The organism is Methylobacterium sp. CM6244 (genome assembly GCF_054817885.1).
Genome location: NZ_CM139247.1, coordinates 1142675 through 1167432 on the forward strand (window position 1 = coordinate 1142675; position 24758 = coordinate 1167432).

Below are 24758 nucleotides of genomic sequence, written 5' to 3' on the forward strand. Positions count from 1 at the left end.
CCGAAGTGCTATGCCCGGCACTTGTGCGAAAGCGCTCCTGTGGTGCGAGACAGGTGGATGCAACCCGGTTCCGGCTGGGGTAACCCTCTGGGCCATGCAGATCCGTCCGATCCCGTCCTGTTCTCCCGGCGACCCGAGCTCCGTGTTTCGGGCTAGGAGGATGCGGAGCGGGAGCCGCTTGGCGCTGGTCTCCTGCGTTGCCCTCTTATGCGGGATGCTGGGAGCCGCTCCCGGACTCGCGCAAGAAGACGCCACCGCACCGCTGGGCGAGGCCGAGGCACCGGCCCCCAAGCCTAAGCCGAGACCAAAGCCCAAACCGAAACCGAAACCCGTCGCCAAACCTGCCGAGACGCCCGATGCTCCTCCGGCCGCGCCCCTGCCGATGCCGGCAGCCAATCTCGCTCCCGTGAAGCTGCCCGAGCTCATCGTCGTCTGCGACAACGGTCAGGGTGCGTTCTACGAAGGGCAGGGCGCGGTCTCGCTCTGGGTGACGCGGAGCGGCACGATCACCGTCGACAACCCGCTTCGCCCACTGACGCCGGAGGCTACCCGCGTGCTGCAGGTCGTCATCGGCAACAAGGCCGCCACCGCCTTCGGCCCCGACCTCCTGGCCCTGCGCCGGGGCGGCAGCCCCGCAGCCCTGGAGGCGACGATAGGCGGACCGGTCCGCTGGGACGAGCAACTCACGGTCCTGCCCGATTTTCTCAACATCGTCTCCGAAGCGGGCGAGGTCCTGGCGCGCCTCGATTACAGCCGCTGCGGCGATGCCCCGGAGGTCAAGGCGGCGCCAGTCGCCAAGGCGAAGCCCAAACCCGTTGCCAAATCACCGCGCCCGCCCAAGGCCTCCGCCGCCGAGGGAGCGGGGCGAGGGGAGGGCGCGGCCCCTCGCGGTCTTCAATTGCCGCAGGGCGCCATTCCGGCCGGCCAATAATGATCGCAGGACGAGGGAGACCGACATGAAAGCCGCCGAGGTAATCGCCAAGCTGGGGCTCCAGCCCCACCCGGAGGGCGGCCATTATCGCGAAACGTTTCGCGATCCGACGGAGGTCGATGGCCGTTCGGTGGGCAGCGCGATCTACTACCTGCTCGATCTCGGCGAGACCTCGGAATGGCACCGGGTCGATGCCAGCGAGATCTGGTTTTGGCATGCCGGCGCGCCAATGGTGATCACCACGAGCCCGAACGGTCACGATGCCTCCGCTACCTATCTCGGTCCCGATCTCGCCCACGGCCAGCAGCCGCAGATCGTCGTGCCGGCGGGGCATTGGCAGACCGCCACAAGCCTCGGATCGTGGACATTGGTGAGCTGCACCGTCTCCCCGGCCTTCCGGTTTGACGGGTTCGAGATGGCGCCTGCGGGCTGGCGGCCGGTGCCGCGCGGCTGAGGGAGGCGCGTTTCTCCGTTCGCCTTGCCGGAGGCCTAGCCCTCGATCTCGTCCTTCTTCGCGATTAGCGGCACGAGCGGGGTGATCCGAAGGGCGGTGATGCGGTTCTTCGCCTTGCGCAGGACCTGAAACCGGAAGCCGTGGAAATTGAAGGCGGTACCGGTATCGGGAATTGCCCGCGCCTCGTGGATGACGAGGCCGGCGATGGTCGTCGCCTCCTCATCGGGCAGATTCCAGTCCATGGCGCGGTTGAGATCGCGAATGGCGACGGAGCCATCCGCATTCACCGAGCCGTCGCCCTGGGGGCGCACCCCGGAAACCGCGACGTCGTGCTCGTCGGCGATGTCGCCGACGATCTCCTCCAGGATGTCTTCCAGCGTGACGAGACCCATCACCTCGCCGTACTCGTCGACGACGAGGGCGAAATGGGTCTTCTTGGTGAGGAAGGCCTTGAGCTGGTCGCGCAGGCTCGTCGTGTCGGGCACGAACCAGGTCTCGAGGGCCAGGGTCTCGACCTTCAGACCGGAAGCGTCGCCCCCGGCGGCGTCGAGGGCGCGCAGCAGATCCTTGGCGTGAAGCACGCCGATGATGTTCTCCGAGGTGCCGCGCCAGAGCGGCATGCGCGTATAGGGCGAGGACAGAACCTCGCGGACGATCTCCTCCGAAGGAAGGTCCGCATTGATGGTGCGCATCTTTGTGCGGTGCACCATGACCTCGGACACGGATAATTCGTGCAGGTCGAGCAGGCCGCCGAGCATGTCGCGCTCGGCTTTGGCGACACCGCCCTCGCGGTGGAGCAGGGCGACCTGCCCGCGAATTTCCTCGGTGGGCGAGAGGATCGACTGATGCTGCCCGATACTGACGCCGAAGGGGCGCAGCATCAGCCGCACGACCTTTTCGATGGCGATGGCGGCCGGTCCGAGGAGCGCTACCGCGAAGGCGACGGGCCGCGCCATCACCAGGGCGGCCTGGTCCGGCTTGTTGATGGCAAGGGTCTTCGGCAGCACCTCGGCGAAAACGATGACGAGGACCGACATCACGCCGGTGGCGTAGAGCACCCCGCTCTTGCCGAAGATCGTGGTCAGCACGCTGGTGGTGAAGGCGGAAGCGCCGATGGCGACGATGTTGTAGCCGATCAGCATGGCGCCGATGAACCGCTCGCGCGAGGCGAGGATGCGGTTGACGAGGCGTGCCCGCAGGTCGCCGTTGTTCTCCAGGGAGAGCATCCGTGCCCGCGAGGCCGCGGTGAAGGCGGTCTCAGCCCCCGCGAAGAAGGCCGAGAGCAGCAGCGACATCACCACGATGCTCGCGGCGAGCCAGAGATCAGTATGCGTGTCCATCAGGCGGTCGTCGCACCAAGCCATGCCGCACCGGCACTGTGCCGGTTGCGGAAAGCCCCCTCATATACCAACCCAGGAGCGAATCGATGCCGCAGGCGTCGGGATCGGAGGGGATGCGGTTCATGGAGCGCATCATCCCCAGTTGAAGCTCCAGGCCTCCAGTACAGGGAGGCGATCCAGTCACGCCCCGCGTAGTTCGTCCGTCAGGAAGGCCTTTACCTCTGCGCGGTCGATGCCAGGTGCGATGAAGCTCTGGCCGATCCCCCGTGCGAGGATGAAGGTCAGCGCGCCGTCCCGGACCTTCTTGTCCTGGGCCATGGCGTCGAGGATGGCGTCGACGCCCCCGCATCCGCCGGGGACGGCCTGAAGCCGGGTAGGCAGGCCTGCCAGGGCCAGATGGTTGGCCACGCGACCGGCATCCTGGCCGGGGCAGAGGCCGAGGCGGGCGGAGAAGCGGAAGGCCAGCGCCAGGCCGATGGCGACGCCCTCGCCGTGGACGAGGCGGGCGGATTCGTAGCCGGTGAGCCGTTCCAAAGCATGGCCGAAGGTGTGGCCGAGGTTGAGCAGGGCGCGCTCGCCGTCCTCGCGCTCGTCGCGCACCACGACGCCGGCTTTTGCCCGGCAGCAGATCGCCACCGCCTCGTCGCGCTCCGGGCCGCCGGAGAAGATGCCGGCCCAGTGGCCCTCGCACCAATCGAAGAAACCGGAATCTGCGATGAGGCCGTATTTCGCCACCTCGGCGTAGCCGGCGCGCATCTCGCGTTCGGACAGGGTGTCGAGGGTGGCGGTATCGGCCAGGACCAGACGCGGTTGGTGGAAGGCGCCGATCAGGTTCTTGCCCAGCGGCGAGTTGATGCCGGTCTTGCCGCCCACCGAGGAATCGACCTGGGAGAGCAGGGTCGTGGGTGCCTGGACGAAGCGGACGCCGCGCCGGAGCGTCGCCGCCGCGAAGCCGGCGAGATCGCCGACCACGCCGCCGCCGAGGGCCACCACCAGGTCGTTGCGCTCGATCCGGTGGGCGAGGAGGCCGTCGCACACCTGTGCGTAGACCGCATAGCTTTTCGAGGCCTCGCCCGGCGCCACGGTGACGAGACCGGAGCGCAGGCCCGCCGCCTCCAGGCTCTCGCGTAGGCGTTCGCCATAGAGGCCCACGACCGTCTCGTCGGTCACGATGGCGGCGGCCCGCGCGCCGAGGGCGGCCACGCGTGCACCCGCCTCGGCGAGGAGGCCCCGCCCGATATGGATGTCGTAGTCGCGGCCCTGGTCGAGGGGGACGTGGACCGTCTGTCCGTCACTCACTGCGCGGCGACGCCTTGGTTCGAGGGGCCGTTGAGATAGGCATCGAGGGCCTCCATCACGTCCTCCACCACGCGATCATGCGACACGTCGCGCGAGGGGATCATCACGTCGGCACTGCCATAGACGGGATGCCGGATCTCCATCAACTGCCGCATCGTCTCCTCGGGGTCGTCGGTCTGGAGAAGGGGCCGGTTGCCGCGCTTGCGGACGCGGCGCATCAGCACGTCGAGTTCCGCCTTCAGCCACACCGAGACGCCGCCCTGAGCGATACGGGCGCGTGTCGCCTCGCGCATGAAGGCGCCCCCGCCGGTGGCCAGCACCAGCGGCCCCTCGCGGATGAGCCGGGCGATCACACGCTCCTCGCCCTCGCGGAAGCTCGGCTCGCCGTAGATGGCGAAGATGTCGGGGATCGTGAGCTTGGCCGCCGCCTCGATCTCGTTGTCGGCATCCTTGAACATCAGCCCAAGTCGCGTCGCCAGACGTCGCCCTACCGTGCTCTTGCCGGCACCCATGAGACCGACGAGCACGATCGAGCGCGCGCCGAGAGCGCGGCGGAGCCTGACTTCAATGGGATCGGGAGCGATGTCGCCCTCCGATGGCTCGATCTCGGTCATCGTTGAAATCTTGATATACCTGTTCTCGCGATCCTAGCGCGTTTCACCGTCCGGGCGAAGCGAGGCCGTAAACCACGACGCGATTCTTAAAGGCGTCTTCATAGGGCCTGCCTCCAAAGCCGCGAAGCCTCCCGATCCGGTGAGGCCGATCGCCGCTCGTCGACCGGGATTCTCTTGCGGTGCACCCTGTGGCTCCGAAGTGCTTGCCATTGTGGGCCCGGCATGGTGCAACCCCTTGGCTTGGCTGTGCAATGACTTGCCTGCCGATCTCGCGGACCGAAGCCGTCCATTTCCGCAGAGTTCCCTCCGACCGAGGTTCGTCCGAGTGCCGACCCTGTTTCGTTTCCTCGCCACGCTCGCCATCCTCGGTGGATTGGTCTTCACGGGCATGTTCGCGCTCGCGACCTTCGTTCAGCCCACGCCCCGGGAAATGAGCGTCAGCATTCCCGCCGCGAAGCTACAGCCGCCGAACCGGTGACGGGCTCGCCCGGGGACGAGGCGGGGACCGACGGCCCCGCTCTCATCGTCGCGTATCTCGACATGCTCGCGGCCGAGCGGGGTGCCGCCGCCAATACGCTCGCCGCCTATCGCCGCGACCTCGACCACTACCTCGCGGCTCTGACCGCTTCGGGACGTGACCCGCTCGAGACCGATGCGGGCGAGGTCCGCGCCTATCTGGCGGATCTCGAAACCCAAGGGTTGAAGGCCTCCTCCGCCGCACGCCGGCTGTCCTGCATTCGCGGCTTCCACAAGTTCCTCTACGCGGAGGGGTTCGCCGAGGCCGATCCGAGCGCGCCCGTGGGAGGTCCACGCAGAGGGCGCACCCTGCCCAAGGTGCTGTCGGTGGCCGAGGTGGACGACCTGCTGCGCACCGCCCGCGAGCGAGCCGTGGCGTCGGAGACCGGGGACGCTCCGGGCGAGCGGCGGCGCGCAGTAAGGATGCTGTGCCTGCTCGAAACCCTCTACGCCACCGGCCTGCGCGTATCCGAACTCATCGCCCTGCCACGCTCGGCCGCCACCACGAAACAGCGCTACCTCGTGGTGAAGGGCAAGGGCGGACGTGAGCGGCTGGTCCCGCTCACCGATCTCGCGCGGGGCGCCATGCGCGAGCACCTGTCTCATCTCAGCGGAGACGGTCCCTTCCTGTTTCCGGCCGACAGCGAGAGCGGCCACCTGACCCGGCAGGCTTTCGCCCGCGACCTCAAGGTGGCGGCGGCGGCGGCGGGGATTCGCGGGGACCGCGTGAGTCCGCACGTGTTGCGCCACGCCTTCGCCAGCCACCTCCTGCAGAACGGGGCCGACCTGCGGATCGTGCAGGAGCTTCTGGGACATGCCGACATCTCGACGACGCAGATCTACACGCATGTCCTCGACGAGCGGCTGAAGAGCATGGTCCGCGATCTCCACCCCCTCATGGACGAACCGGCCGAACCCGACACCGCTCCCATCTGAACGGACTGCCACACCGCACCGATCCGGCTGCGTCTCAGCCGGCGATCTGACTTCCCCTGCTGACCGCGATCGTCGTCTCATCGGTCAGCGAGAACACGATACCCGCGCTGCGCAGGGCGCCAATCGCCTGATTGCGGTTGGCCACCGAGACGGAGGTGATGCAGCCCTCGAGCCGACGGACGGTCGAGAGCGACACGCCAGAGGCTCCGCTCAAATCCGCCATCGACCAGTCGAGCAGTGCGCGTGCCGCACGGATATGTCCAGCTTCGATGCGCTGTTCGAGGCCCTTCAGAAGGCGGCCTGTAGGCCTGATCTTCAGATGGATCGGACCAACGAAATTGGTCCAGCTTTCGACAGCCCCCGTCTCATTCAGCATGGGAATCATCACCATGCGGTAAGTCGCGGTTTCCCCATTCGCCAGTCTGAGGTTCGGCATCGTATGGACGAGGCGCTTGGTGAGATACAGTTCCCGCCCATAATCGCGCCAACGGATGCGCTCGCCCTTCAGGACCGGCAGGGTCGGCTCCTGCAGGAGTTCTCCTTCGGGAAGTCCGACGAGGTCGAGCCATTCCGTCGAGAACTTCCTGAACGGGTAGATATCCGTGGTCGACGTGAATGCACCGACACTGTCGAAGATCGCACGGTCCCGCTGCCGCTGCTCCGCTTCGGCACAGGCCTGCATGGCAGGGTCGCCGATCTCGGCGAGGATGCCATGGGCACTCAGGGGCCGTCCATTGGGCGCGGTCGTCACCTCCACACGGCTCAAGACGGTACAGACCCCTGAATCCGGCCGGACAATGCGGAAGATCGAGGGCGGAACCGCCTCCGATCGCCTGACGAAGCCGGGTGCCATGGTCCGCGGGCAATCATCCGGATGGATGAGCTTAAACAGGAGCGCGTAATCGGGCCTGACGAGGCCGTCGGGAATCCCCAGGATCGGATAGAGCCCGGGCGACCAGAAATGAGTGCCGTCGACGAAGTCCCAATGCCAATGCCCGACACTTACAAAGTGTCTGACTATGTCTGAAACGCCATCCGATAGGTTTTTAAACGTACCGCCGTGCATTGTGAGACCACAAACTCACGATGATCGTCGGAAACAGGACGGAGCCGGCGAGCCGAAACGACGATCTGAACCAACGAATATCTATCTTTTGATAGTATCGCAATATTCATTTGGGAAACATCCTTACCGTGATGCAAAATCGCAGGGCGATTGCCGATGTCATCGACCCGCCCTGACAAGGCTCTTTTGTAAGGGCGCCCGGATCTCTATCATGGGCTTTCGGCGAATCTCCATCGCCCCTGGAACAAGCATGGCCACTTGCGCGAGCATGCGAGTCTCATAGGCGGATCGTCCTCGTCCGGCCGGCCCCGCGTGGTCGTCTCCGGCGCCAGCGTCACGCCTCTCCACCGGCTCCGCGCTCAGACATCCGCCTCCTCGTTGAGCGTGTCCTCGATATAGACCTGTTCCAGCACGACCTTGATCACCGCCATCAGCGGCAGCGCGAGGGCGATGCCCCAGATGCCGAACAGCACGCCGAGCACGAGCTGGCCTGCGAAGATGGTGGCCGGCGGGATGTCCAGAGCCTGCTTCTGGATGAAGGGCGTCAGCCCGTAGCTCTCCAGGCATTGCACCACGAGGTAGACACCGAAGGCGCCGAGCGCCGCGTTGGTCCCGGAGGCGAGGCCCGCCAGCACGATGACGACGCCGGCGATCAGCGGGCCGATGGTGGGGATGAAGGCGAGGAGCCCCGCTTGCAGGCCGAGGATGAGGGCGCCGCCGATGCCGAGGAAACTCAAGCCCGCCCAGATGCAGACGAAGATCACCGCCATGGTGATGAGCTGGCCGAACAGCCAATGCCGGAGGGTCTCGCCCATACCGTCGAGGAGGGCGGTGGCGCGGGGACGGTAATGGGGCGGCACGAACCGCACCGCGCCGTCGCGGTAGCTGGCGGGATCGGCCGCGCAGGCGAGGCCGAGGAACACGATCACCAGGACGTTGCCCAGCGCATTGAACAGGCCGGTGATGACGGTGGCCGCCGGTCCGAGCATGCTGCCGGCATCGGAGAGAAGGGAGCCGGGGCTTTTGATCGCACCCGAGGCGAGGCCGCCGAGGCCCCCGGCCTTCTTGTCCTTGTCGGTCTCGGTGTCCTTGGCTTTGTCAGTGTCCTTGGCTTTGTCGGTGTCCTGATCGCCCGGCGTTTCGCTCGGTACCGAGAAGGCCGGCAGGTCGATCCCGTATTCCTTCAGGCGGTCACGGACAGACCCCGCCTGTTTCGTGACGGTCTGGCCGAGCTCCCGTCCCTGCTGCACCACTGTCGCGCCGCCGAAGGCGAGAAAGCCGAGGGTGAGCCCGCCGAGGATCAGGCTGACGATGGTGAGCCGGAGCCCGCGACCGAGCCCGATGGCCTGGCCGAGCAGGCGCGTCAGCCCATCGAGGAAGACCCCGAGCAGGATTCCGGCGAAGATCAGGAGCAGGGTCGAGGCGGCGGTCCAGGCGAGGATCAGGAGGGCGATGAACGCCACCACGGCGATTCCCGAGGCCGTCGGCGACCAGTTGGCGGGGTGCGGACCCGGCTCGTCCTTGATCGGCGTACCCTGCTGCATCTGCCCGTCCCCTCGCGCGGTCTACCGAAGCGCGGTGCGAACGGGCGCGCGAAACCCGTTACAGACAAGGGGCGCAAGGCATGAGGCCCACTCTCCTCTGTGGACGAACCGGAGGCGAATCGCCGCCGGTCCGCCCTCACGCCCAGCGTGACGCGGCCTCATCGTCGGCGCCCGTGGCCTCGACCCAGCCCCCCATGGTGCCGTCGGCCAGATGCTCACGCTTCCAGAACGGGGCCTTCGTCTTGAGATAGTCCATGAGGAAGCTCGCCGCCTCGAAAGCAGCGACGCGGTGGCTTGCCGCCGTCACCACGAGGACGATGCCGTCGCCCGGCGCGACGAGGCCGTGCCGGTGGATCACCCGCACCGCCTGGAGCGGCCAGCGGTCCTGCGCCGCCTCCACCACCCGGCCGATCTCCGCCTCGGCCATGCCGGGATAATGTTCGAGTTCGAGCCCGGTCAGGCGCCCGCCCTCGTCGCGGCACAGGCCGGTGAAGGTGACGATCGCCCCGGTCCTGCCCTGGAGAGTCCCGCTCAGCGCGGCCATCTCAGCGGCCACGTCGAAGGGCGCACTCTGGATGCTGATCGCGGGTGCGGGCCGATTTCCCGCCGTCATCTCGCCTGCCGACATCCATCGATTCCTTGACGCATCGGCGCGAAAGCCCTCGCGACCGGGTTTGATCCCCCTTAAGGGATGCGCGACATTGCAAAGTCCGCGCGGTGGTTCCACGCTGTTGCGCGTCGTTCCGGCAACACCATTCCGGCGCCCGGCCTTTACCACTCGACCGGCATGGGTGCCATGCCCAGTCGGTCCCATACCCGGTCCACGCCACCGGCTTCGAAGGAATTCCCCTCGCGTGACGCCTGAGTTGATCCTGCCCCATGACGGCGTCCTGCCGGTCTTCTCGGCCCGTCCGGTCTGGTGCGGGCGCGGAAGCACGGTCATCGGCGCCGCCACGATCGGTGCCCAGGCCTGGCTCGGCGACGACAGCGTGATCCGTGCCGACGGCGAGGCGGTGACCGTCGGCGAGCGCTTCTGGCTCGGCCATCGCTCGACGCTCCATATCGCCACCGATTCGCATCCCACCCTCGTCGGTGACCGGGTGACGGTGGGCCGCAATGCCGTGGTCCATGCCTGCACGGTCGGGTCCGACGTGGTGATCGAAGACGATGTCATCGTCCTCGATGGCGCCACCGTGGAGGACGGAGTGCTGATCGAGGCCGGTGCCACCGTCTTCCCGCGCTCGCACCTCGCCGCCGGATTCGCCTATGCCGGCAGCCCGGCAAAACCCCAGCGTCCCGTCACCGCGGCCGAGGTCGCCGAGCGGGCCGAGCGCGTGCGCGAGGCCACGGGAGATACCCCGTCGCCCGTCGCCGGCGACGAGGTCGATGTCGATCCCAGCGTCTACGTCGCCAGCACGGCGCGCCTGCGCGGCCGCATCGCCCTCGGCGCGGGATCGAGCGTGCTGTTCTCCTGCGACCTGCATGCGGAGGTCGGCCCCATCCTCATCGGCGCCGACACCAACATCCAGGACAACACCGTCATCCGTGCACGGGCCGAGGGCGTCGTCATCGGCCGCGACACTACGATCGCGCATAACGTGCGGATGGCCGATTGCCGTATCGGCGCGCGCAGCCTCATCGGCATCGGCTGCGTGCTCGCCCCCGGCACCGTGGTGGCCGACGATGTGCTGCTCGCCGGCGGCTCCACCACCGATCCGGGCCAGCTCCTCGAGAGCGGCTATCTCTGGGGCGGCCGACCGGCCCGCATCCTCGGCCCCCTCGACGCGGACAAGCGCGCGATGATGACCCGCATCGTCGCCGGCTATTGCGAGCATGGGCGAGTGTATCGCCAGATGGAGGCGGGTGAGAACTGACCGGATGCCGGAAGTGCGTCTGCCGTCCGGTTCTCGAATGCGACGATCACCCGGTAGGTGCCGGTCCGCACCAGCGTCAGTGGCGGCATCTCTTAAGGCATGATGGCATGCAGGAGGGCAGCGCATGGTCGCTTCGTCCAATGATGCTCATGAGACGTGCTTCATCGCGTTGATCGGCGCGGTGCTTCTGGCCCTCGCCGCACCGGTCGCGGCTTCGGCCGAACCGGCACCCCAGCGCTTTTCCGTCACCTATCGCCTGCTCTTCCTCAACCTTCCGGTTGGTGAGGCGGATCTCTCCGTCGATCAGACCGGTGGGCGCTACGCCTACGATCTGAAGGCGGGCCTGCGCGGACTGGCCGGCGTCTTCTTCGAAGGATCGGGGACGGCATCCGCGTCGGGGGAGCGGTCGCGGAGCGGAGCGCTCACCGGCACGTTCCGGTCCGAGAGTCTCTACGGTCGCAAGCCGGTCCAGGTCTCCATGGTCCTGTCGGCGGGACGCGCGCATGACGAAAGCGTGGAGCCGCCTCCGACTCCGACGCCCGACCGGATCCCGGTGGCGCCGCAGGACAAGGTCGGTGTCGTCGATCCCCTGACCATGCTGGCGATTCCGCTGGGCCAGGCATCCCTCGACCCCACCCTCTGCGAGCGGCGCATCCCGGTCTTCAACGGGGTGACCCGGGCGGATATCGTCCTTTCCCGCGGGGTGCTGGTGACCGTCCAGGAGGGACCCTATCGCGGACCGGCCCTCGATTGCCGGGCGCGCTGGGTGCCGATCTCGGGCCACCGCCCCAATGGCAGCAGCGTGCGCCGCATGGCTGAGAACGACGACATCCGCGTACGGCTCGCGCCCGTTCCCGGCGGGGCGATGCTGTTGCCGCTGACGATCTCCCTGCCCACCGGCTGGGGCAATGCGGGGATCGAGGCGACGCAATGGGGGCCGAAACCCGAGCCCACGGGCCGGACGTCGGTGAAGGTCCATTTGCCCAACGCACGGTAGGGCGTGCACCCTACTCCTCCGCGAACAACCCCGTGGGCAGCCCATCCATGCTGCGCGCGTTCTTCTGGCGGCGATAGGCGTCGAGTTCGGCCTCCGTCTTGGCCTGGGCCCAGCGGTCGAGGGTGGGACGTTCCTCGCGATAGTTGAACAGGGGCACGCCGAAGCCGCAGGAGGTCTGCACGAGATCGATCGTGAGGCGCACCACCTGGCGCGCTCCGGGCGGCTCCTGTCCGTCATACGCGCCTGCCAGCAGACCGGCATAGGCGTCGCTGCCGCGCGTCAAGATCTCCCCGCGCCCATAGAGCCGCAGGATCGTTGGGGCGCCTTCGAAGGCGCAGAACATCACCGTCAGCCGTCCATCCACCCGCAGATGTGCAGCGGTTTCGTTCCCGCTCCCGGTACGGTCGAGATAGATCACGGTGTTCGGGTCGATGACCCGAAACGTGTCGGTTCCGCGCGGTGACAGGTTGATCCGCGTGCCCTCCGCCGCCGATGCGGTGAAGACGATATGCTGCCGGGCGATGAAATCGAGGTGGCGCTCGTCGAGGGCCGGAAACTGCTTGGCCATGGGGCTTTCGGACGACAGGGGCGGGCTTTGAAACCTACAGCATCGTGCCGGATCTCGCATCCACGGCTATGCTGACAAACGCTTCCGAGAAGGAATGGCGGATCAGCGCAGGAACCGCCCGACCAGCAGCCGCGCCAGGTCGCGCGGCGGCTCGGGGGTCAGGACGGCGAGCTTGTTGGAGGTGGACAGGGAGGCGAGCCCGTGAAGGCCGGCCCAGAGGGTCGCCACCGCCTGCCGTCTCTCGCTCGCATCCGGGATCAGCGGTTCGAGCACCCCATCGACGAGGTCGGTCGCCTGGGCCAGCGCGGCGGCGTACCAGTCGGGAAAGGCTGAATCCGGTGCCAGGGAATGTTCGAAGACGAGGCTCCAGACTCGCGGGTCCGAGGCCACGAAGGCGAGGTAGGCATCGGCGAGGGCAAGGGCGTTGTCGCGCGGGGCGGCGTCGGGACGGATCGCGCCGGTGAGCGCCGCGTGCAGGCGCTCCAGGGTGCGGGCGTTGACCCGCATCACCACCGCATCGAGATCGCCGACACCGTTGTAGATCGAGTTCGGTGCGTAGCCGATCACCGAGGCGAGCCGGCGCATGCCGAGGCCGCGCAGGCCCTCCAGGCGGACCAGGCCCTCTGCCGCCTTGGTCACCAGGGCCTCGAATTCCTCGCGGTTATGCTCGCCTCTGGGGCCGGTGCCGCGCCGTGCCGGTTTGGTTGCCTTCGCCACGCTGTCCCCACGCTCGCGTGCCGCCCGGCACGCCACCAGCGCATAGATTGCACGACGTGCAAAATCAACGTTGCCGCCATCCCTGCCGGGCGTTAATTTGCACGACGTTCAAAAATCGCGGCCGTACCGGATTTGACGGTTCGTTACAGGGTGGGCAGTCATGGTCCGCCCCGAGGAGACCAAGATGTTCCGTAGCTTGATGACGACGCGCCGGTTCGCGCCCCTGTTCTGGTGCCAATTCTTCTCGGCATTCAACGACAATTTTCTGAAGAACGCCCTGGTCTTCCTGATCCTGTTCAAGGTCGCGGGCGCCGGGGGAGAGGCCGCCCATCCGGGCATCCTGGTAACGCTGGCCGGTGCCGTCTTCATCGGCCCGTTCTTCATCCTGTCGGGTCTCGGGGGTGAGCTCGCCGACCGCTACGACAAAGCGCTCATCGCCAAGCGGCTGAAATTCGCGGAGGTCTTCGCCGCTGCCGCAGCAGCGATCGGCTTCTTCCTCCATTCCGTGCCGGTCCTGTTCGTGGCGCTCGGCCTGTTCGGCACGGTGGCGGCCCTGTTCGGCCCGATCAAATACGGCATCCTGCCCGACCACCTGAAGCGCAACGAGCTCACCGCCGGCAACGCGCTGGTCGAGGCAGCGACCTTCCTCGCCATCCTGCTCGGCACCATCGTGGCCGGCTTCGCCAGCGCGCTCGGCGGCGATGCGCTGGCCTTCAGCGCCCTGATCATGGTGTTCGCAATCCTGTGCTGGCTCTCCGCGCGGCAGATTCCCTCGACCGGCGAGGCGGCGCCGACGCTCAGGATCGATCCCAACGTCGCCCGTTCCACCGTGGCCCTGCTGCGTGACCTCTATGCCGATACCCGGCTGTGGCGCGGCTCGCTCATCGTCAGCTGGTTCTGGCTGGTAGGTGCCGTGGTGCTTGCCCTGCTGCCGGTGCTGGTGCGCGAGAGCCTGAACGGCTCGGAGACGGTGGTCACCCTGCTTCTCGCGATCTTCTCGGTGGGCATTGCCATCGGCTCGGCGCTGGCCTCCTGGCTCGCCAGCGGACGCATCGTCCTGCTGCCGACGCCGATCGGCGCTCTGTTCATGGGCCTGTTCGCCCTCGACCTCGCCTGGACCATCTCGCACCTGCCGCCGGTCTCCGGCGAGGTGATGGGGGCCGGCGCCTTCCTGTCCACCGGGACGGGCCTTCGCGTGGCGGCGTCCTTCGCCGGCCTCGCCATCGCGGGCGGCCTCTACATCGTGCCCTCCTTCGCCGCCGTGCAGGCCTGGACCGACAAGGACAAGCGCGCCCGCGTCATCGGCGCCGTCAACGTGCTCACCGCCGCCTTCATGGTCACCGGGGCGCTAGGCCTCGCCGCCCTGCAGGGCGCAGGCTGGTTGATGGCCTCGCTCCTCACCCTCATCGGCGTCGCCAACCTCGCCGCTGGCGTGATCGTCCTGAAGGTGATGCCGACGAGCGCCTTCCGCGATTTCCTCTCGATCCTGTTCCGCGCCTTCTACCGGCTCGAAGTGCGGGGCCTGGAGAATGTCGAGAAGGCCGGCCCCAACGCCATCATCGCCCTCAACCACGTCTCGTTCCTGGATGCACCGCTGGCCCTTTCGCTCCTCGACAAGGAGCCGGTATTCGCCGTCGACCACGGCATCGCGCAGCGCTGGTGGGTGAAGCCCTTCCTACGGGTGACCAAGGCGATGCCGCTGGACCCGACGCGGCCGCTGGCCACGCGCACGCTCATCAATGCCGTCAAGAACGGCGAGACGCTGATCATCTTTCCCGAGGGGCGCCTCACCGTCACGGGCAGCCTGATGAAGGTCTATGACGGCGCCGGCCTCATCGCCGAGAAATCCGGAGCCAAGGTGGTTCCGGTGAAGATCGAGGGGCTGGAGAAGACCGCCTTCTCGCGCCTCTCCCGCAATCAGGTCCGCCGCCGCTGGTGGCCGAAGGTCATCGTCACGGTGATGTCGCCGGTGGCGCTTACCGTCGATCCCGCGCTGAAGGGCAAGAACCGGCGGCGCGCGGCAGGAGCGGCACTCTACGACATCATGTCCGATCTCGTCTTCGACACCGCCCCCATCGACCGCAGCGTGATGAGTGCTCTCATCCAGGCCGGTGCCGACCATGGCTGGCGCCGCACCGCGCTGGAGGACCCGGTCACGGGCACGCTCAGCTATTCCCGCCTCGTGATGGGCGCCAACATCCTCGGCCGGAAGCTGATGCCGCTCGCCGCCGAGGGCAAGGCCATCGGGCTGATGCTGCCCAATGCCAACGGCGCGGCCGTGACCTTCTTCGCCCTGGCCAGCGCCGGGCGCGTGCCGGCGATGATCAACTTCTCGGCCGGCCCTGCCAACGTCCTCTCGGCCTGCTCGGCGGCGGAGGTTGATACCATCCTCACCTCCCGCGCCTTCATCGAGAAGGGCCGCCTCGGGTCGCTGATCGAGGCCATCCAGGGCAAGGTGAAGCTCGTCTATCTGGAGGACGTGCGCGCCAGCATTACCGCCGGCGACAAGATCCGGGGTTTCCTCAGCCCCCGCAAGCCCCTCGTGGCGCGGCGCGGCGACGATCCGGCGGCGATCCTGTTCACCTCGGGCTCGGAGGGCACGCCCAAGGGCGTGGTACTCGCCCATCGCTGCATGCTCGCCAACACCGCCCAGGTCGCCGCTCGAATCGATTTCGGGCCAACCGACAAGGTCTTCAACGTGCTGCCGGTGTTCCATGCTTTCGGACTGACGGCGGGCCTGATCCTGCCCCTGGTCTCCGGCGTCCCGGTCTACCTCTACCCGTCGCCGCTGCATTACCGGATCGTTCCGGAACTGATCTACGGCTCGAATGCCACCGTCCTGTTCGGCACCGACACGTTCCTCTCCGGCTACGCCAAGACCGCCCATTCCTACGACCTGCGCTCGCTCCGCTACGTGGTGGCCGGGGCCGAGGCGGTGAAGCAGGCGACCCGGAAGACGTGGAGCGAGAAGTTCGGCCTGCGCATCCTCGAAGGCTACGGCGTCACTGAATGCGGGCCGGTGGTCGCCCTCAACACGCCGATGTTCAACCGCTTCGGTACCGTCGGCCGGCTCCTACCGGGGATCGAGTCTCGCCTCGAACCGGTGCCCGGCATTGAGGAGGGCGGCCGTCTCTCGGTGAAGGGTCCGAACGTGATGCTCGGCTATCTCAGGGCGGAGAAGCCCGGCGTGTTGGAGGCGCCGCCGGAGGGCTGGCACGATACCGGCGACATCGTCGCCATCGACGCCGAGGGCTTCATCACGATCAAGGGCCGCGCCAAGCGCTTCGCCAAGATCGCCGGCGAGATGGTGTCGCTAGCCGGCATCGAAGCCATCGCCGGCGAGCTCTGGCCGGATACACCGAGTGCGGTGGCGGCGGTGCCGGATGCGCGCAAGGGCGAGCGGCTGATCCTGTTCACGGAGCGCAAGGACGCCACACGCCCCGCCTACCAGGCCTTCGCCAAGGCCAAGGGCGCCACCGAGATTGCCATCCCGGCCGAAGTGGTGGTGCTGGACAAGCTGCCGATGCTGGGTACCGGCAAGGTGGATCAGGTCGGCGTGGTCAAGCTCGCGCACGAGCGGGCCGGCGGCGAGGCCACCGCTGCGGCGTAGGTCTAGCGAACCCTCTCCCGGAAAGGGGGGAGGGTTCGTGGCCATTGTCCCCTTACCGCGTTGGCCAACCCCTCCACCTGCGCCTCCGTATGCGCGGCGGAGAACGCCACTCGCAGCCGCGCCGTCCCGGCCGGGACCGTTGGCGGGCGGATGGCGACCACGAGATAGCCCCGTTCCTCCAAAGCGGCCGAGAGGCCGAGCGCGGCGTCAGCTTCGCCGACGAGAATGGGGACGATGGGGCTCTGTGCCTCGGGGAGGCCGAGTTGCGCGGTGAAGCGGCGGGCGAGGGCGAGCGGACGCGCGGCGAAATCCGGTTCGGCCTCGACGATATCGAGGGCGGCCAGGGCGGCGGCGGCCGAAGCCGGCGGCAGGCCGGTGGTGTAGACGAAGCTCCGGGCGCGGCTCGTCATCAGGTCGACCACGGCGCGGGACGCGCAGAGATAGCCGCCATAGGAGCCGAGCGTCTTCGACAGGGTGCCCATTTCGAGGGGCGCCCGCGCGTCCTCCCCGATGACGCCGAGGCCGTGGGCGTCGTCCACCAGGGTCCAGGCATCGTGCGCGTCGGCGAGAGTCAGGATGTCGGTGATCGGCCCCCGGTCGCCGTCCATGCTGTAGACGCGCTCCGTGAGGATCAGCGCGTGCTGGTGGCGGGAGCGGTGCTTGGTCAGGAGCGCTTCGAGATCGCCGAGATCGTTATGGGCGAACCGCATCACTTTCGCGCCGGAGAGCCGCGCACCCGCCCAGAGGCAGGAATGGCCGAGTGCGTCCACGAGGATCAGGTCGCGCGGGCCGGCGAGCCCGGAGACGATGCCGAGATTGGCGAGATAGCCGCTGCCGAAAACCAGGGCCGCCTCCGTCCCCTTATGGGCGGCGAGGCGCTCTTCGAGGGCCGCGAGGGGCGGGTGGCTGCCGGTGACGAGACGGGAGGCGCCGGCGCCGGTCCCGTAGAGTGCGGTCGCGGCCTGAGCTGCTGCGATGACACGCGGATCCTGCGACAGGCCGAGATAATCGTTGCAGGAAAACGAGACGAGGCTGCGCCCGTGCCGCGTCGCCGCCGCCTGCGGGCCACGCGTGGTGGGATTGAGATGCCGGCGCAGGGAGGTTTCGTCGAGGTGGGCGAGATGGTCGCGGGCGAACGCTTCGAGGCTGGTGGGGCGGTCGAGGTCGGACATGGGAGCGGGAAGGAAGCCCGCGCCATCGCGATGTCAAGCGAGTGGCGCGACCACTCGCGCGGTCGATCCCTTTCGATGAGGGTCGGGCGTGAAGCGTGAGGAACTGTACCGGAAACGAACTCGGGTCTCGTGAGAGGCATAGGATGGTCCCGGAGAAAAACCGGATCCCTTTGGAAGGCCGGTCACTGACCCTGCCTCCGGCGGCTTTCAGATCGGGTTGCGGCTCGCTCCCTTGACCGTTCGGCCTCGCGCGCTCATCCCCCGACCCATGCCTGCCTCACCTCCGCCCGCGGTTCCGAAAAACTCCCTCTGGCGGCCGTACACGCAGATGCGGAATGCCGCGCCGCCCCTCGAGGCCGTGCGCACCTCCGGCTCGCGGATCGTGCTCGCCGACGGACGCGAACTCATCGACGGCATCGCCTCGTGGTGGACCGCGGTCCATGGCTATAACCATCCCCACATCCGCGACGCGGTCGCGGCCCAGCTCGATGCCATGCCCCATGTGATGTTCGGGGGGCTCACCCATGCGCCGGCGGAGCGCCTGGCGTCCCGCCTCGCCGCCTTGGCGCCGGGCGACCTCGACCACGTGTTCTTCACAGATTCCGGCTCGGTGGCGGTGGAGGTGGCGCTCAAGATGGCGGCGCAGATGTGGCTCAACCGGGGCATCGCCGGACGCAGCCGCTTCCTCGCCTTCCGTGGCGGCTACCATGGCGACACGATGGGGGCGATGTCGGTCTGCGACCCGGAAGAGGGCATGCACCGGCGCTTCGGCGCCTATCTGCCTGCCCAGGTCTTCTGCGATCTTCCGCGCGACGACGCCACCGCCGACGCCCTCGACCATGCCCTGGCCGAGCATGGCGCTACCCTCGCGGCGATCATCGTCGAGCCCCTGGTCCAGGGGGCCGGCGGCATGGTGATGCACGCGCCCGAGACATTGGCACGGGTGGCGCGGGCGGCCGAGCGGCATGGACTGCCCCTCATCGCCGACGAGATCTTCACGGGTTTCGGCCGCACCGGCACTCTGTTCGCCTGCGAGCAGGCCGGAATCGTGCCCGACATCCTCTGCCTGTCGAAGGCGCTTACCGGCGGCACCATGGCGCTGGCCGCGACGATCGCACGGCGTCCGGTCTTCGAGGCTTTCCTGTCCGACGATCCCGCGGCGGCGCTGATGCACGGGCCGACCTTCATGGCTAACCCTCTCGCCTGCGCCGCCGCCAATGCCAGCCTCGACCTGTTCGAGACCGAGCCGCGCCTGGATCAGGCGCGGGCGATCGAACTCCGCCTGCGTAATGGGCTCTCCGGCCTTCGCGGCCTCGCCGGTATCGCCGACATCCGCGTCCTCGGAGCCATCGGAACTGTCCAGTTCGCACGCGCACCCGATCTCGCGGCGCTCAAGGCGCGCTTCGTGGAGCAGGGGGTTTGGGTCCGTCCCTTCGGCGACATCGTCTACCTGACGCCGGCCCTGACCATCGCGCCGGGCGATCTCGACCGGCTCTGCGAAGCCGTGACCCATGTGGTCCGGGCATCGGTCGACGCTGAGGCGCAGAGCTGAAAATCTGTCCGCTTCCACCCTGCAACCTGAACGGATGTTTATCGTTGGATCAGGTTGGGTCAAACGGTGAAGGGTGGGCATCGTGGTGAATGAGACGACGCGCTCGGACGACGACAGGCCGGTGATCCTCCTCGTCGAGGATGAAGCCCTGACGATCATGGACCTCGGGGATGTCCTCGAGGATGGCGGCTATGAGACGGTGCAATGCGCGTCTGCGGAGCGCGCCCTCGGCATCCTGCAGGCCCGGCCCGATATCTGCGGGCTGATCACGGATGTGGAATTGTCGGGCAAGGTCAACGGGTTCGAACTCGCCAACGCGGTGTCGGAGGCCCGGCCGACTTTGCCGATCGTCATCGTGTCTGGCCGCGCCGCGCCTGATCCGGAGCGGATTCCCGCAGGCGCCCGCTTCATCTCCAGGCCTTGCACCGGAGAGGACATCCTTCAGCAGATCAGGAGCCTGATGCCCTGCTGAGGCCTCCGCATAGGTTCGGACCTCCTCAGCATGGAGCCGGTCGGCGAAGAGTCCTTTGCCGACCGTCGATTTGGCGCGAATTTAAGCCGACTGTCATCCCAGCTTCACGAGCCGGACGCCACATGCGCCCAAATAGCCCGCTGATCCCGCCTCTGCCATCTGGCCGTGCGGGAAGAGCGTGGCTGTCTGCAAGTGTGGAGTCGGGCGGCGATGGTTTCGGCTGATCAGCGAGGGACGGTGTCGTCCGGCAAGGCCTCACCCTCGGGCAAGTCCGCAATGGACAAATCCGAAACAGGCAAGCTCGGCGAGGCCGATAGGGATAGCGAGCAGACGATGGGCAAGTCCGACAAGCGTATCCGTCCTCCCGGTTCGAAGAGTGTCGGCTGGGCCCTGGTTCAGGCCGCGCGGCTGCATCGTTCCAGAGTCGGCGACCGCTTGGCCGCCCTCGATCTATTCGCCGGACAGGAACAGGTAGTGCAGGCACTGGCTGTTGCCGGAACGATGACCATGGGAGATCTGGCCGCCACTTTGAGGGTTCGTCCGCCCACCGCCTCCAAGACGATCTCGCGCCTCGCGGCCCTCGGTTTCGTCGAGCGTCGTGCAGAAGCCGGGGATGGTCGCGTCGTGCGCGTGCGCCTTACCGATACGGGCCTCGCCAAGGCGGAGGCCATCGAGCGCATCTGGGACGATGTCGAAGCCGAAATGCTCGACGGTTTCGACGGCAAGGAGCGGCGTCGCCTGCGCAAGCTCTTGCGCAAGGCCGCCCGCAACCTCGCCGACGTGTCCGGCGTCACCGGCCACGAGGTCGACGGAGACTCGGATATCGAACTCGACGACGACGAGCCCGATGCGCTGGTCGTGCCGATCCAGGCCGACCGCCTCGACTGAACCCTTTGGGATTCTGCTCTTCGGTCAGCGAATCGGTGACGCGTCACTGGGGTGGAAACCTGCGCGTGCCGAACTGAGGAGCGCCCTCAGATTTTTCTGGCGATGCCCGAGTTCGCATGGACACCCAGCTTAGGCTTGGGCGCGCGCCGCAGCTTGCGACGCTCCAACCGGCGCGCGAGACGGCCGGCAAGCCGGTCGATCATCATGACGATGGCGCTGACGATGATGGCGAAGGCGCAGGCGCTCCCGATCAGGATACCGATGACGCCTGGTGTCGGGATCACCATGAGGCAGACGAGACCGAATAGGGCCGTCAGCGGAATCCATTTTGCCATTTTGCAGACGGTCCCTCGGGAAGGCCGGACCGACGTTGCCACACCTCCATAAAGACACTCTTAAACCAATGGCGAGCGTTGCAGAGAAGCCCGCCGGCCTTCCCTGTCGCGGGAAGGCCGGTTCGGATTCGCCTCAGCGGCGGTGGTGGTGGTGGCGGTAGTGGCGACGCGAATTCATGCGCGTCCGGTAGGCCCTGCGACCCGGATCGATCCCGAGGGCGCCGTTGACGGTCCCGACTGCGCCACCGACCGCGCCACCCACGATGCCACCGATCGGTCCGCCGACCCGGTCACCCTCGGCCGCGCCGCGACGGACACCACCGGGAAGGCCCTGGGCCTCGGCCGCGCCCGACAGCGCAAAGGCGGATAGGACGAGGGTGGCAGCAAGCAATGCCTTCTTCATGACGGCTTTCCTTCTCTTTCGTTCCTAAACCGGCCGCATGTTCGCGGCCGATTCGGCTTCGAGCGTTCGGATCGGCACCGTCCTCGACAAGGACGGCGCGCCGTCACGCATAGACTGATAACGGCCGAGCTTCGAAAAGGTGGCATCGATCCCGCCGGGCGCTCGCGGTTCCATGGTGGACCGGGTCCAGGAAGAGGACATGAGAGGCGCATTGGGATGGCTTCAAGCGATTGCCCGACGACTCTTGCACCGCTGCTGGTCTCTGCCGTCCGGCGCTGCTAGAAGCCGGGAATGCGCGTTCTTGACGTCCCGCGCGGCGCGAGCCGCCTTCGAATTACGAGCCCGGCCTCCGCCTGAAGGCCGCTGCGGCGGCCCGAGCGGGAGCCGGGAGGGCGGTCGCACCGCCTCCGTTCGCCGACATCGGCCCAATGCCGACCGTCTGAAGATCAGCGCACCGTTTCGCAGAAGATTCCATGACCGATTCGACAGCCACCGACGCCGGCCTGCCCGCCCGCGACTATTCGCAGACCCTGTTCCTGCCCAAGACCGAGTTCCCCATGCGGGCCGGATTGCCGGTGCGCGAGCCTCACCTGCTGGAGCGTTGGGCCGCCATCGACCTGTATGGCCAGATCCGCGTGAAGGCGGCCGGCCGGCCGAAATTCGTGCTCCATGATGGGCCGCCCTATGCCAACGGCAACATCCATATCGGCACGGCGCTCAACAAGATCCTGAAGGACGTCATCGTCCGCAGCCAAGGCGCCCTTGGCTACGACGCCAATTACGTTCCGGGATGGGATTGCCACGGCCTGCCGATCGAGTGGAAGATCGAAGAACAGTACCGTGCCAAGGGCCGTAACAAAGACGATGTTCCGGTCATCGAGTTCCGCCAGGAGTGCCGGGCATTCGCCGCGCATTGGCTCGACGTGCAGCGCGCCGAGTTCAAGCGCCTGGGCGTCACCGGCGATTGGGAGCATCCCTACGCGACTATGGCGTTTCCGGCAGAAGCCGCCATCGCCCGTGAACTCATGACCTTCGCCATGACCGGGCAGCTCTATCGCGGCTCGAAACCGGTGATGTGGTCGGTGGTGGAAAAGACCGCCCTGGCCGAGGCCGAGGTCGAGTACGAGGACCATGTCAGCGACACGATCTTCGCAGCGTTCCGGCTCACCGCAGGGGCGCCCGATGACCTGGCCGCTTCGCGGATCGTGATCTGGACCACGACCCCCTGGACGATGCCGGGCAACCGCGCCGTCGCTTATTCGAAGCGCGTCGCCTACGGGCTCTACCGGGTGACTCAGGCCGCCGAAGAGAATTGGGCCAAGACCGGCGACAGCTATATCCTGGCCGATAGCCTGGCCGCCGCGGTCTTTACCTCGGCCCGTGTGGAGAAGTTCGAGCGTGTCCGGGACGTCACGGCCGCTGAGCTTGGCGGCCTCACCCTCTCGCATCCGCTCGCCGGGTACGTCCCCGGCTACGATTTCGCGGTACCCCTCCTCGACGGCGACCACGTCACCGACGAGGCCGGTACAGGCTTCGTCCATACGGCGCCGGGCCATGGCCGCGAGGATTTCGAGGTCTGGACAGCCAATGGCCGGGCCCTTGCCCAGCGCGGTATCGAGACCCGTATCCCCTACACCGTCGATGCCGACGGGGCGCTCACCGAAGAGGCGCCCGGTTTCACGGGAAAACTCGTTCTGACTCCGAAGGGCGACAAGGGAGACGCCAACAAGGCGGTCATCGCTGCATTGACGGAGGCAGGCTCCCTGGTCGCGCGCGGCACGCTCAAGCACAGCTATCCGCATTCCTGGCGCTCAAAGAAGCCGGTGATCTTCCGCAACACGCCGCAATGGTTCATCGCCCTCGATAGGCCGGTGGAGGCGCTGGGCGAGAAGACACTGCGCGACGTGGCGCTGAAGGCCATCGACGAGACGCAATGGGTGCCCACCCAGGGCAAGAACCGCATCAACGGCATGGTCGCCAACCGCCCGGACTGGGTGGTGTCGCGCCAGCGCGCCTGGGGCGTGCCGATCACCGTCTTCGTCAAGCGGGGCACCAGTGAGGTCCTACGCGACGAGGCGGTGAATGCCCGCATCGCAGCAGCCTTCAAGGCGGAAGGGGCGGATGCCTGGTTCACCGATGTCGACGGCGCTCGCTTCCTAGCCCCGGATTACGATCCGGCCGAGTACGAGAAGGTGACCGACGTCCTCGACGTGTGGTTCGATTCCGGCTCGACGCATGCTTTCGTGCTCGACGACCCTGAGATGTTTCCCGGCCTGTCGGGTATCGTGCGTAAGCGCGACGGCGGCCTCGACACGGTGATGTATCTCGAAGGCTCCGATCAGCATCGCGGCTGGTTCCAGTCCTCGCTGCTCGAATCGAGCGGGACCAGGGGACGCGCGCCCTACGACATCGTCCTCACCCACGGGTTCGTCCTCGACCCGAAAGGGCTGAAGATGTCGAAATCCAAGGGTAACGTCGTGGCGCCGCAGAGCGTCATCAAGGATTCCGGTGCCGATATCCTTCGTCTCTGGGTCGCGGCCTCGGACTATGCCGATGACCTGCGCATCGGCCCCGAGATCATCAAGACTTTCGCCGAAACCTACCGCAAGCTGCGCAACTCGCTTCGTTGGATGCTCGGCTCTCTGGCGCATTTCGAGGCCGGGCCGGCCGTGCCCCATGCTGAGCTGCCCGAACTCGAGCGGCTCATCCTGCATCGCCTCTGCGAGCTCGACGGCGAGATCCGAGAGGCCTACGCCAGCTTCGACACCAAGCGCGTGGTAGCCCTGCTCAACGGCTTCATGACCGGCGATCTCTCGGCCTTCTATTTCGACGTGAGAAAGGACGCGCTCTATTGCGACCCGATCTCGTCGCAGGTCCGCCGCGCCTCCCTGCAGGTGATCGACGAAACCTTCCGCCGGGTGACGATCTGGCTCGCGCCTGTGCTCGCCTTCACGGCGGAAGAGGCCTGGCTCGATCGCTATCCGTCAGCCGTCGGTTCGGTCCATCTCGAGACCCTGCCCGAAACGCCGACGTCCTGGCGCGACGACGCATTGGCTCAGCGCTGGCAGAAGATCCGCCGCGTCCGCCGGGTCGTCACCGGCGCCCTGGAAATCGAGCGCGCAGCCAAGCGCATCGGAGCGAGTCTCGAGGCGGCGCCGACCGTGTTCATCGCCGATCCCGACCTGCTCACGGCCCTCGACGGAATCGACTTCTCGGAAGTCTGCATCACCTCCGGCATCACCATCGAGGCGGGCGAGGGCCCGGCCGACGCTTTCCGGCTCGATGACGTGCGGGGCGTGGCGTTGGTCCCAGGACTTGCCCAGGGACGGAAATGCGCCCGTTCGTGGCGGGTCTCGGAGACTGTCGGGTCCGATCCCGCCTATCCGGACGTGACGCCGCGCGATGCCCAGGCGTTGCGCGAGTGGGACGCCGTCCATGGCGGGGCGGGGGCGGCGTGATCCGAATGCGCC

22 protein-coding genes are annotated in these 24758 nt (G+C 67.4%); 11 read left to right on the forward strand and 11 right to left on the reverse strand.

Annotated features, from left to right (window positions below; genetic code table 11):
* The first annotated feature begins 178 nt into the window (after positions 1-178).
* Positions 179-931 carry a hypothetical protein gene (locus ACYQML_RS05255; protein WP_461234921.1) on the forward strand — a complete coding sequence of 251 codons (753 nt, stop codon included), beginning with the start codon at positions 179-181 and terminating at the stop codon, positions 929-931.
* Positions 932-956: 25 nt separating this feature from the next.
* A complete protein-coding gene (locus tag ACYQML_RS05260) occupies positions 957-1385 on the forward strand; it encodes a cupin domain-containing protein (protein WP_056423123.1) in 429 nt (142 codons plus the stop codon).
* Positions 1386-1420: 35 nt separating this feature from the next.
* Here ACYQML_RS05260 and ACYQML_RS05265 read toward each other — a convergent pair whose 3' ends face one another.
* The 3 genes from ACYQML_RS05265 to ACYQML_RS05275 all read right to left on the reverse strand — a co-directional run bounded on the left by ACYQML_RS05265 (position 1421) and on the right by ACYQML_RS05275 (position 4638).
* Entirely contained in the window at positions 1421-2725 is a 1305-nt protein-coding gene (locus ACYQML_RS05265) for an HlyC/CorC family transporter (RefSeq protein ID WP_056423389.1), read from the reverse strand.
* A gap of 180 nt (positions 2726-2905) precedes the next feature.
* Positions 2906-4024 carry a 3-dehydroquinate synthase gene (aroB, locus tag ACYQML_RS05270; RefSeq protein WP_311275686.1) on the reverse strand — a complete coding sequence of 373 codons (1119 nt, stop codon included), beginning with the start codon at positions 4022-4024 and terminating at the stop codon, positions 2906-2908.
* Entirely contained in the window at positions 4021-4638 is a 618-nt protein-coding gene (locus tag ACYQML_RS05275) for a shikimate kinase (protein ID WP_056423131.1), read from the reverse strand. The genes aroB and ACYQML_RS05275 overlap by 4 nt, the downstream gene beginning before the upstream one ends.
* A 325-nt stretch (positions 4639-4963) precedes the next feature.
* Between ACYQML_RS05275 and ACYQML_RS05280 the strand changes: the two genes are divergently transcribed.
* Positions 4964-5116: a histidine kinase gene (locus tag ACYQML_RS05280; RefSeq protein ID WP_461234922.1), complete on the forward strand. Its 153-nt coding sequence runs from the start codon at positions 4964-4966 to the stop codon at positions 5114-5116.
* A complete protein-coding gene (locus ACYQML_RS05285) occupies positions 5113-6090 on the forward strand; it encodes a site-specific tyrosine recombinase XerD (RefSeq protein WP_461234923.1) in 978 nt (325 codons plus the stop codon). The genes ACYQML_RS05280 and ACYQML_RS05285 overlap by 4 nt, the downstream gene beginning before the upstream one ends.
* Before the next feature lie 34 nt (positions 6091-6124).
* On the opposite strand, the gene ACYQML_RS05290 is transcribed toward ACYQML_RS05285, so the two are convergent.
* From ACYQML_RS05290 to ACYQML_RS05300, 3 genes are all read right to left on the reverse strand, one after another.
* Positions 6125-6856: a hypothetical protein gene (locus ACYQML_RS05290; RefSeq protein ID WP_461234924.1), complete on the reverse strand. Its 732-nt coding sequence runs from the start codon at positions 6854-6856 to the stop codon at positions 6125-6127.
* 659 nt (positions 6857-7515) lie between these two features.
* On the reverse strand, positions 7516-8700 hold the full coding sequence (locus ACYQML_RS05295) for an AI-2E family transporter (protein ID WP_461234925.1): 1185 nt from the start codon (positions 8698-8700) through the stop codon (positions 7516-7518).
* Positions 8701-8836: 136 nt separating this feature from the next.
* Positions 8837-9328, reverse strand: a complete 492-nt coding sequence (locus tag ACYQML_RS05300) for a molybdenum cofactor biosynthesis protein MoaE (protein WP_461221699.1) — start codon at positions 9326-9328, stop codon at positions 8837-8839.
* 226 nt (positions 9329-9554) lie between these two features.
* Between ACYQML_RS05300 and ACYQML_RS05305 the strand changes: the two genes are divergently transcribed.
* Together ACYQML_RS05305 and ACYQML_RS05310 are read left to right on the forward strand one after the other, a co-directional pair.
* Complete coding sequence (locus ACYQML_RS05305; protein ID WP_461234926.1) at positions 9555-10574, forward strand: gamma carbonic anhydrase family protein; 1020 nt, start codon at positions 9555-9557, stop codon at positions 10572-10574.
* A gap of 124 nt (positions 10575-10698) precedes the next feature.
* Entirely contained in the window at positions 10699-11571 is an 873-nt protein-coding gene (locus ACYQML_RS05310) for a DUF3108 domain-containing protein (protein WP_461234927.1), read from the forward strand.
* A gap of 10 nt (positions 11572-11581) precedes the next feature.
* Here the strand turns inward: ACYQML_RS05310 and ACYQML_RS05315 are convergent, their stop codons facing one another.
* Both ACYQML_RS05315 and ACYQML_RS05320 read right to left on the reverse strand, forming a co-directional pair.
* A complete protein-coding gene (locus tag ACYQML_RS05315; protein WP_461234928.1) occupies positions 11582-12139 on the reverse strand; it encodes a pyridoxamine 5'-phosphate oxidase family protein in 558 nt (185 codons plus the stop codon).
* 102 nt (positions 12140-12241) lie between these two features.
* Positions 12242-12856, reverse strand: coding sequence for a TetR/AcrR family transcriptional regulator (locus tag ACYQML_RS05320; protein ID WP_461234929.1), 615 nt, complete (start codon positions 12854-12856; stop codon positions 12242-12244).
* Between the two features lie 184 nt (positions 12857-13040).
* On the opposite strand from ACYQML_RS05320, the gene ACYQML_RS05325 reads away from it, so the two are divergent.
* Positions 13041-16466 carry an acyl-[ACP]--phospholipid O-acyltransferase gene (locus ACYQML_RS05325; RefSeq protein ID WP_461234930.1) on the forward strand — a complete coding sequence of 1142 codons (3426 nt, stop codon included), beginning with the start codon at positions 13041-13043 and terminating at the stop codon, positions 16464-16466.
* A 2-nt stretch (positions 16467-16468) separates the two neighbouring features.
* Here ACYQML_RS05325 and ACYQML_RS05330 read toward each other — a convergent pair whose 3' ends face one another.
* Complete coding sequence (locus ACYQML_RS05330) at positions 16469-17638, reverse strand: aminotransferase class I/II-fold pyridoxal phosphate-dependent enzyme (RefSeq protein WP_461234931.1); 1170 nt, start codon at positions 17636-17638, stop codon at positions 16469-16471.
* Between the two features lie 268 nt (positions 17639-17906).
* On the opposite strand from ACYQML_RS05330, the gene ACYQML_RS05335 reads away from it, so the two are divergent.
* From ACYQML_RS05335 to ACYQML_RS05345, 3 genes are all read left to right on the forward strand, one after another.
* Positions 17907-19190 carry an adenosylmethionine--8-amino-7-oxononanoate transaminase gene (locus ACYQML_RS05335; protein WP_461234932.1) on the forward strand — a complete coding sequence of 428 codons (1284 nt, stop codon included), beginning with the start codon at positions 17907-17909 and terminating at the stop codon, positions 19188-19190.
* An 82-nt stretch (positions 19191-19272) separates the two neighbouring features.
* Positions 19273-19662 carry a response regulator gene (locus ACYQML_RS05340; protein WP_056423399.1) on the forward strand — a complete coding sequence of 130 codons (390 nt, stop codon included), beginning with the start codon at positions 19273-19275 and terminating at the stop codon, positions 19660-19662.
* Positions 19663-19995: 333 nt separating this feature from the next.
* Positions 19996-20550 (forward strand): MarR family winged helix-turn-helix transcriptional regulator, encoded by a 555-nt coding sequence (locus ACYQML_RS05345; protein WP_156467655.1) that lies wholly within the window; start codon positions 19996-19998, stop codon positions 20548-20550.
* Between the two features lie 86 nt (positions 20551-20636).
* Here the strand turns inward: ACYQML_RS05345 and ACYQML_RS05350 are convergent, their stop codons facing one another.
* A complete protein-coding gene (locus ACYQML_RS05350) occupies positions 20637-20885 on the reverse strand; it encodes a hypothetical protein (RefSeq protein WP_461234933.1) in 249 nt (82 codons plus the stop codon).
* 133 nt (positions 20886-21018) lie between these two features.
* On the reverse strand, positions 21019-21288 hold the full coding sequence (locus ACYQML_RS05355; RefSeq protein ID WP_056423171.1) for a hypothetical protein: 270 nt from the start codon (positions 21286-21288) through the stop codon (positions 21019-21021).
* 473 nt (positions 21289-21761) lie between these two features.
* On the opposite strand from ACYQML_RS05355, the gene ileS reads away from it, so the two are divergent.
* Positions 21762-24746 (forward strand): isoleucine--tRNA ligase, encoded by a 2985-nt coding sequence (gene ileS, locus ACYQML_RS05360; protein WP_461234934.1) that lies wholly within the window; start codon positions 21762-21764, stop codon positions 24744-24746.
* Positions 24747-24758 lie beyond the last annotated feature (12 nt).